The 467-nt window shown below is 60.6% G+C and carries 1 protein-coding gene; it reads left to right on the forward strand.

Annotated features, from left to right (window positions below):
- On the forward strand, positions 1-388 hold a 388-nt coding region (locus BK665_RS33275), incomplete at its 5' end, for a Sir2 family NAD-dependent protein deacetylase (RefSeq protein ID WP_311198558.1).
- Positions 389-467: the final 79 nt, after the last annotated feature.

Consider the following 467-nt stretch of genomic DNA (forward strand, 5'->3'; position numbering starts at 1 on the left):
CGAACGGGACGCGATCCAGCACCTGATGGAAACCCAGAACCCGTACCTGGCCGGCGTGGATGCGATGCAGGCGCCGGATGGCGACACCCTGCTCGACCCGGCGTTCGAAGCACGGTTCCAGGTGCCGCACTGCCCGCACTGCGGCGAAGAACGGATGAAACCGGACGTAGTGTTTTTTGGCGAGAACGTCGCACAGGTGACGGCGGCGAGGGCCATGGCGGCGGTTGAGCAAGCGGCGGGGTTGCTGGTGGTGGGGTCGTCGTTGATGGCGTATTCGGCGTTCAGGTTGTGTCGGGCGGTGGTGGATCAGGGGAAACCGTTGATTGCGATTAATCTGGGCAAGACCCGGGCGGATGACATTTTGCAGATGAAGATCGAGGCGTCTTGAGAACAGATGTTACACCTGCTGACACAACGCCTATCCCGATGATTGTTCCAATACCTCGCTTAAGACTTGCGCAGGAGCG

The sequence above is a fragment of the Pseudomonas frederiksbergensis genome (genome assembly GCF_003732665.1).
Taxonomy (GTDB): Bacteria; Pseudomonadota; Gammaproteobacteria; order Pseudomonadales; family Pseudomonadaceae; genus Aquipseudomonas; species Aquipseudomonas frederiksbergensis_G.